The organism is Actinophytocola xanthii, from assembly GCF_001921205.1.
GTDB classification, from domain to species: Bacteria; Actinomycetota; Actinomycetes; order Mycobacteriales; family Pseudonocardiaceae; genus Actinophytocola; species Actinophytocola xanthii.
The window spans coordinates 1-7,706 of record NZ_MSIE01000138.1 but is presented as its reverse complement, the minus strand read 5'-3'; the positions used below and the strand labels follow the sequence as shown (position 1 = coordinate 7,706).

General features: G+C 70.2%; 7 protein-coding genes. 6 read left to right on the top strand and 1 reads right to left on the bottom strand.

The genetic code is table 11. From position 1 onward, the window contains the following. Positions 1-210: 210 nt before the first annotated feature. The 5 genes from BU204_RS37155 (at position 211) to BU204_RS37135 (ending at position 5,694) form a co-directional block, all read left to right on the top strand. The gene (locus BU204_RS37155) at positions 211-1,209 is read left to right on the top strand and encodes a DHH family phosphoesterase (RefSeq protein ID WP_075130480.1); all 999 of its coding nucleotides are present in this window, start codon (positions 211-213) and stop codon (positions 1,207-1,209) included. 111 nt (positions 1,210-1,320) lie between these two features. Next, complete coding sequence (locus BU204_RS37150; RefSeq protein WP_075130479.1) at positions 1,321-2,556, top strand: extracellular solute-binding protein; 1,236 nt, start codon at positions 1,321-1,323, stop codon at positions 2,554-2,556. An 84-nt stretch (positions 2,557-2,640) separates the two neighbouring features. Beyond that, a complete protein-coding gene (locus BU204_RS37145; RefSeq protein ID WP_075130478.1) occupies positions 2,641-3,558 on the top strand; it encodes a carbohydrate ABC transporter permease in 918 nt (305 codons plus the stop codon). A gap of 3 nt (positions 3,559-3,561) precedes the next feature. Further along, positions 3,562-4,455 carry a carbohydrate ABC transporter permease gene (locus tag BU204_RS37140; protein WP_233161054.1) on the top strand — a complete coding sequence of 298 codons (894 nt, stop codon included), beginning with the start codon at positions 3,562-3,564 and terminating at the stop codon, positions 4,453-4,455. Between the two features lie 120 nt (positions 4,456-4,575). Further along, positions 4,576-5,694, top strand: coding sequence for an ABC transporter ATP-binding protein (locus BU204_RS37135; protein ID WP_075130477.1), 1,119 nt, complete (start codon positions 4,576-4,578; stop codon positions 5,692-5,694). A gap of 70 nt (positions 5,695-5,764) precedes the next feature. On the opposite strand, the gene BU204_RS37130 is transcribed toward BU204_RS37135, so the two are convergent. After that, entirely contained in the window at positions 5,765-6,298 is a 534-nt protein-coding gene (locus tag BU204_RS37130) for a CGNR zinc finger domain-containing protein (RefSeq protein ID WP_075130476.1), read from the bottom strand. Between the two features lie 62 nt (positions 6,299-6,360). Here BU204_RS37130 and BU204_RS37125 point away from each other — a divergent pair, with 62 nt between their 5' ends. Then, the gene (locus BU204_RS37125; RefSeq protein ID WP_075130475.1) at positions 6,361-7,665 is read left to right on the top strand and encodes an MATE family efflux transporter; all 1,305 of its coding nucleotides are present in this window, start codon (positions 6,361-6,363) and stop codon (positions 7,663-7,665) included. Positions 7,666-7,706: the final 41 nt, after the last annotated feature.

The following is a 7,706-nucleotide window of genomic DNA, read 5'->3' as shown; positions in this document are numbered from 1 at the left end:
GACAGCGCTCCTGAGTGACAGCGCTCCTGAGTGACAGCGCTCCTGAGTGACAGCGCTCCTGAGTGACAGCGCCCCTGAGTGACACAGCGCCGACACAGCGCTCGGCCTGGCGTACCGCTCGCGGTTCGCGGCGTCGCCGAGATCTCAACTCGACAACCATCTCCCGCGCGTGCACTGGACGCGGCCGGCAGGTTGCGTGAGGCTGTCCGGGTGCCAGGCACGGATCTTGGGGACGCCACCGCCCTGTTGCGCACCGCGACGGACGTGACGCTGCTCGCCCACGTCACCCCCGACGCGGACGCGTTGGGCAGCGCCCTGGCCCTGGGGCTCGCCCTGCACCGGCGCGGGGCACGCGTGCGGGTCTCGTTCGGCTCGCCCGAGGAGACACCGGAGTCGCTGCGCTGGCTGGACGTGGCCGGTCTCGTGGTGCCGGCACTCGAGGTGCCGCCCTCGGCCGCGCTGCTGGTCGCCTGCGACGTCGCGAGCCTCGACCGGCTCGGGCAGCTCGCCGACCGGGTCGAGGCCACGGTGGCCGCCGGGGGAGCGGTGCTGGTCGTCGACCACCACGCCAGCAACACCCGATTCGGCACCCACCACGTCGTCGACGAGACGGCCGAGGCCACGACCGTGCTCGCCGCGCTGCTGCTCGAGGAGCTCGGTGTCCCCCTGGACGCCGACCTCGCCCACTGCCTCTACGCGGGCCTGGTCACCGACACCAGCTCCTTCCGCCGGGCCCGGCCGGCGACCCACGAGCTGGCGGCCCGGCTGCTGGCGGCGGGTGCCGACCCGGAGCGCACAGCGCGCCAGCTGTTCGGCAGCCATCCGTTCGCCTTCCTGCGGATGCTCGCAGCGGTGCTCGGTCGCGCCGTGCTCGAGCCGGAGGCGGTCGGCGGCCGAGGGCTCGTGCACACCGCGGTCCTGCTCACCGACCAGGCCGGCGTCCGGGTCGAGGAGGTCGAGTCGGTGGTGGACGTCCTGCGGACCACCGCCGAGGCGGAGGTCGCCGCCGTGCTGAAGCAGAAAGGGCCCGGCACCTGGACCGGGTCGCTGCGGGCCGAGGGCGCGGTGGACGTCCGCGCGGCGGCTCTGCGCTTCGGCGGTGGCGGGCACCGGCTGGCCGCCGGCTTCACCGCCCACGGCGAGCTCGACGAGGTGGTCGACCGGCTCCGCGAGGCGCTGCGGGTTCCGGTTCTGCTGGCATCGGGTTGAGAACGGTAGGCGGCACCGAGGCGAACAGGTGGTATAAACCAATCGCCGTGCGGGCCGGTGAGCCGGCGGCGACGAGCCAGGCGGACCGGCCGGGCGGAAACGGAGGACAAGTTGAGGCGCGTCATCAAGGCAGTCGCGGTCGCGACCGCGGCGACGCTCGGGCTCGCTGGCTGCGGTAGCGACTCGGGCAGTGGCGACGGCGGCAGCACCGAGCTCGAGCTGCTCGTCCCGATCTACGGTGACAAGACCAAGCCCTACTGGGAGGACCTGGTCGAGAAGTTCGAGGCGGAGAACGACGGCATCACCGTCAAGCTCGAGACCCAGAGCTGGGACGACATCTACACCGTGCTCGACACCAAGATCCAGAACAACAAGGCGCCGGACATCCTCGAGCTCGACGCCGCCGGTCCGGCCTACGGCGCGGAGGACCTGCTCTACAAGGCGGAGGAGATCGTCTCGCCGGAGACGCTCGAGGACATCGAGCCCTCCTTCATCGACAGCGCGAAGATCGACGGCGTCGCCTACGGCCTGCCGACCGTGGCCTCGACCCGGGCGCTGTTCTACAACAAGGACCTGTTCGACCGGGCCGGCGTGACCGCCCCGCCGAAGACCTGGGACGAGCTGCTGGCCGCGGCCAAGAAGATCTCCGCGCTGGGCGGGGGCGTCTACGGCTACGGCATGCCGCTGGGCAGCGAGGAGGCGCAGGCCGAGACGTCGATCTTCGCCTACGGGGCCGGGGCCAGCTGGGAGGCCGACGGCAAGATGACCATCGACACCCCGGAGGCCAAGGAAGCCCTCACGTTCATGAAGCAGATGATCGACCAGCGGGTCACCCAGCCCGACCCCGGCGCGACCGACCGCACGCCGCTGCTCGACGTGTTCATCCAGGGCAAGATCGGCATGATCCAGGGCCTGCCGCCGATCGTCGGCCAGATCAACGAGAAGAACCCGCAGCTGAACTGGGAGATCGCGCCGTCGCCGACCAAGGACGGCTCACCCTCGACGCTGGGTGTCGCCGACTACTTCGTCGGGTTCGACAAGGGTGAGGAGAAGCAGGAGGCCATCGCCAAGTTCCTGGACTTCTTCTACCAGAAGGACAACTACGTCACGTTCAACGACAACGAGGGCTTCATCCCGGCCACCAAGTCCGGTGCCGAGGCGGCCGCGGCCAAGCCGGAGCTGAAGACGTTCCTCGAGTCGCTGCCCGACGCGAAGTTCTACCCGGCCACCAACCCGGCCTGGGCGGAGACCTCCGGCGCGTTCAAGTCGCTGGTCGGCCAGATCCAGACCAAGCCGGTGGACGAGGTGCTGGCCCAGATCCAGGCGAAGGCCGAAGAGACCAGCTGACGCTCCCACGTGGCCGTCGTCCCGGGTTCATCCGCACGCCGCGGGTGAACCCGGGACCGGTCGCCAGGACAGGAGGGACCAGGCGTGACAGCTCCGAGCACCGCCACCAGGTCGCTGAAACGGCGGGTCCGGCGACAGACGACCCTGCAGGCGCTGCCCTGGCTCGCACCGGCGCTGATCCTGATCGGCGGGGTGGTCGTCTTCCCGATCGGATACATGATCTACACGTCGTTCCGGGACCTGACCCGGTTCGGCACCGACCGCGGCTGGGCCGGCCTGGAGAACTACGAGCGCGTGCTCGAGCTCGACCACCTCTCCCGCGTGCTGTCCAACACCGCGCTGTGGGTGGTCGGTGTGGTCGCGCTCAGCGTCGGGCTCGGCCTGGTGCTCGCGCAGTTCCTGAACAAGCGGTTCCCCGGTCGCAAGATCCTGCGTCTGGTGATCATCGTGCCCTGGGCGGCGTCGGTCGTGATGACCTCGACCGTGTTCGTCTACGGCCTGGACCCCTTCTACGGCATCATCAACCAGTTCCTGGTCGACGTCGGGATCCTCGACACGCCCTACGGGTTCCTCAAGAACGCGCTGCCCGGGTTCCTGTCCGCGATGGCCGTCGCGGTGTTCGTGTCGGTCCCGTTCACCACGTTCGTGTTCCTCGCCGGCCTGCAGACCGTCCCGCACGACGTGCTCGAGGCGGCCCAGATCGACGGCGCGAGCCGGGTGCAGACCTACTGGCGGGTTGTCTTCCCGATGCTGCGCGGTGCGCTCGCCGTGGCCACGATCATCAACGTCATCAACGTGTTCAACTCGCTGCCGATCCTCAAGACGATGACCGGCGCCATCCCGGGCTACGACGCGGACACGACGACCTCGCTGATGTTCAAGATCATTCAGAACGACCGGCAGATCGACACCGCGAGCGCCCTGTCGGTGCTCAACTTCATCGTCGTGGTCGTGGTCATCGGCGTCTACCTGCGCGTCGTGCGCCCGATGCGGGAGGACTGACCCGTGAGTACCGTCATCGACCGCCCGCCCACCGTCACCGCCGTGGGCGGCGGCGTCGACCGGCCGCCGGTGCACGAGCGCAGGCGGTGGGGGCTCACCGTCGTCGGCGCCGTCGTCGCGACCGTGTTCCTCGCCCCGTACGTGATCATGCTGGTCGGCGCGTTCAAGACGCGGCCGGAGATTCTGCGGGTGCCGCCGACCTACCTCCCGGAGAACTGGGAGCCCGGCAACTTCCTGACGATGTGGGACACGCCGGAGACGCCGCTGCCGGCGAACCTGCTCTCCACGGTGGTCATCTCGTTGGGCGGCACAGCGTTGGCGCTTCTCGCCGCCCTGCCGGCCGCGTACTACACCGCACGGCACAACTTCCGGCTCAAGCTGCCGTTCATGCTGCTGGTGCTGGTCACCCAGATGCTGCAGCCGACCGTGCTGGCCTCGGGCCTGTTCCGCGAGTTCGTCACGTTGGAGATCAACGACACCTGGCTCGCGATGATCCTGGTGAACGCCGCGTTCAACCTCTCGTTCGCGGTCTGGATCATGCACAGCTTCTTCGCGTCGGTGCCGAAGGAGATCGAGGAGGCGGCCTGGCTGGACGGGTGCTCCAGGAGCCAGTCGCTGCGCCAGATCATGCTGCCGCTGGTCTGGCCGGGCATCGTCACCGCCGTGATCTTCACGTTCATCGCGTGCTGGAACGAGTTCGCGGCGAGCCTGATCCTGCTGCCCACCGACACCAACCAGCCACTCACGGTGGCGTTGACCCGGTTCATCGGCCAGTACGAGTCCGCCTGGCAGTACGTCTTCGCCGTCTCGATCATCGGCATCCTGCCGGTCGTCGCGCTGTTCGCGTTGATCGAGAAGCACCTCGTCTCCGGGCTCACCGCGGGCGGAGTGAAGTGAAGTCGTGATTCTGAATCGTGGTGTTCACGTGTTTGTTGCTCTAGATTGTGCTCGCGCGCCGGTTTTGTGCCGGGCCGACAACGGGGTGCGGTCTCCGATCGGCGGAACGAAAGGTAAACCATGGCCACAGTGACCTTCGACGGCGCCAGCCGTTACTACGCGGGCAACGACCGCCCAGCGGTCGACCAGCTGGATCTCGAGGTAGCCGACGGAGAGTTCCTGGTGCTCGTCGGCCCGTCCGGCTGCGGCAAGTCGACGACCCTGCGGATGCTCGCCGGACTCGAGGGCGTGGACGAGGGCGCGGTGCGCATCGGTGACCGCGACGTCACCAACCTTCCGCCGAAGGACCGGGACATCGCCATGGTGTTCCAGAACTACGCGCTGTACCCGCACATGACGGTGGCGGACAACATCGCGTTCCACCTCAAGATCAAGAAGGTGCCGAAGGCCGAGCGTGCCGAGCGCGTGCGCGAGGCCGCCAAGCTGCTCGACCTCGAGCCGTACCTGGAGCGCAAGCCGGCCAAGCTCTCCGGTGGCCAGCGCCAGCGCGTCGCCATGGGCCGCGCGATCGTGCGCCGCCCGCAGGTGTTCTGCATGGACGAGCCGCTGTCCAACCTGGACGCCAAGCTGCGTGTGCAGACCCGGACCCAGATCGCCTCGCTGCAGCGCCGCCTCGGCGTCACGACGATCTACGTCACGCACGACCAGGTCGAGGCCATGACCATGGGCGACCGGGTGGCCGTGCTCAAGGACGGGCTGCTCCAGCAGTGCGACACGCCGATCAACCTGTTCGGCAAGCCCAAGAACCTGTTCGTCGCCGGCTTCATCGGCTCGCCCGCGATGAACCTCATCCCGGCGACGGTCGAAGGCGAGAGTGCGGTGATCGGCGGTCAGCCGATCCAGCTCACCCCCGCCCAGCGCGAGGCCCTGACCAGCTCGAAGGTCGTGGTGGGCGTGCGGCCCGAGGGCTGGACGCTCAAGCCGGCGGGTGAGGGCATCAGCGCCATGGTCGAGGTGGTGGAGGAGCTGGGCAGCGACCAGTTCCTGTACTGCTCCACCAGCGCCGAGCTCGCCGCGGCCGACGCCGCGGACGTGGACGTCGCCGAGGCGCCGCACACGATCACCGTGCGGGCGCCCGGAATGTCGGCGTTCCAGCGCGGCGAGAAGGTCGGCATCGTCCCGCAGACGGGTGCGGTGCACCTGTTCGACGCGGAGACCGGCGACCGCCTGCCCGACTGACCTACCTTCGACACCCCGGACCGCCGCCGGACGCCTCGTGCGTCCGGCGGCGGTCCGCTGTCCGCGACCGCTACCGGCGTCGGGATCGGAAGGCGGCGACGTGTACCCGGTTCGCGCAGCGGGGTGAGCAGAACCGCTTGGCGCGGTTGGTCGAGGTGTCCAGGTAGTAGTTCCCGCACCCGTCGGCGGCGCAGCGGCCCCAGCGGGTGAGCCCGTGCCGCACGATCCCGTGCGCCATACCCCAGGCGGCCGCCGCGGCCACCTCGGTCGCCGGCGGGTCGTTCACCGAGGCCACGTGCACGTGCCAGTTCGGCGACTGTCCGGTCGGGGTGCTGCCGTGCCCGGCGGAGAGCCGCGGTCGGGGAGGATGCGCCGCGAGCAGCACGTTCACCTCGGCCAGCACGCCCTCGGCATCTCCGGCGACGGCTCGGTCCAGGGCACGCCGCAGGCCCGCGGCGACGGGCGCGAGGGCCGCGACATCGGCTTCGGATGCTCGGTCGGACCACCAGGGCTCGTCGTGCAGTGCGGCGCGCAGCGCCGGGACGTCGGTCAGGGCGGCGTTCGCCAGTCGGAGCGCCACGTCGGTGTAATCGGCGTTGTCCATATGCGGTCCTTACGGCTATCGTCAGGGCCGAAACTCACTTCCGCACCTTACCGGGAGGGGCAGTGCAGGAACGGTCGTCGTTGCGGCAGGTCCTCGGGCTCGCGGTGCCGGCGTTGGGTGTGCTCGCCGCCGAACCGCTCTACCTGCTCGTCGACACGGCGGTCGTCGGACACCTGGGCGCGGTTCCGCTCGGCGGGCTCTCCGTCGCCGCGATCGTGCTCGCCCAGGTGTCCACCCAGCTGACGTTCCTGTCCTACGGCACCACCGCCCGGGCCGCGCGCCTGCACGGAGCGGGCCGGCGCGAGGAGGCGGTTGCGGAGGGCGTGCAGGCAACCTGGCTCGCGGTCGTGGTGGGGCTGCTGCTGGTCGGCCTGGGGCAGCTGCTCGCCGCGCCGGTCGCCCGGCTGCTCGCCGGGCCGGGCGAGGTCGCCGACGCCGCGGTGTCCTGGCTGCGGATCGCCCTGTTCGGCATCCCGTTCATCCTGGTCACCATGGCCGGCAACGGCTGGATGCGCGGCGTCCAGGACACCCGGCGGCCGCTGTACTACGTGCTGTTCGGCAACGGCCTGTCGGCCGCGCTCTGCCCGGCACTGGTCTACTGGGCCGGCTGGGGGCTCGAGGGCTCCGCGGTGGCGAACGTCGCCGCGCAGCTGATCTCCGCGTCGCTGTTCGTCCGGGCGCTGGTGACCGAGGAGGTGTCGCTGCGCCCGGCCCCGGCGAAGATGCGTGCCCAGCTCACGCTCGGTCGCGACCTGGTGCTGCGCAGCCTCGCCTTCCAGGCCTGTTTCGTCTCGGCCACCACGGTCGCCGCGCACACCTCGGTCGGCGCCGTCGGCGCGCACCAGATCGTGCTGCAGCTGTGGATGTTCCTGGCGCTGGTGCTCGACTCGCTCGCGATCGCCGCGCAGCAGCTGGTCGGGCAGGCGCTCGGCGCTGCCGACGGACCCCGTGCCCGGGCGCTGGCCTGGCGGATCACCGGGTACGGCCTGGTCTTCGGCATCGGGCTGGGGGTGGTGTTCGCGGCCCTGTCCAAGCCGCTGCCGGCGGTGTTCACCTCCGACGGCGCGGTGCTCGCCGAGATCCCGCACGCGTGGTGGTTCTTCGTGGCGCTGCAACCGGTCGCGGGCGTGGTCTTCGCCCTGGACGGCGTGCTGCTCGGGGCGGGCGACGCGGCGTTCCTGCGCACGGCGACGATCGGCTCGGCAGCGGCCGGTTTCCTGCCGATGGTCTGGGCCTCGTTCGCCTTCGACTGGGGCCTGGTCGGCATCTGGACCGGGCTGACCGCGTTCATGCTGCTGCGGCTGGCCACGGTGCTCGTCCGCGCTCGCTCCGACCGGTGGGCGGTAGTGGGGGCCGTGCGGACCTAGTGTCCTGAGTCGGTAGTTCGTTGGCAGTTGTAGGGTGTGGC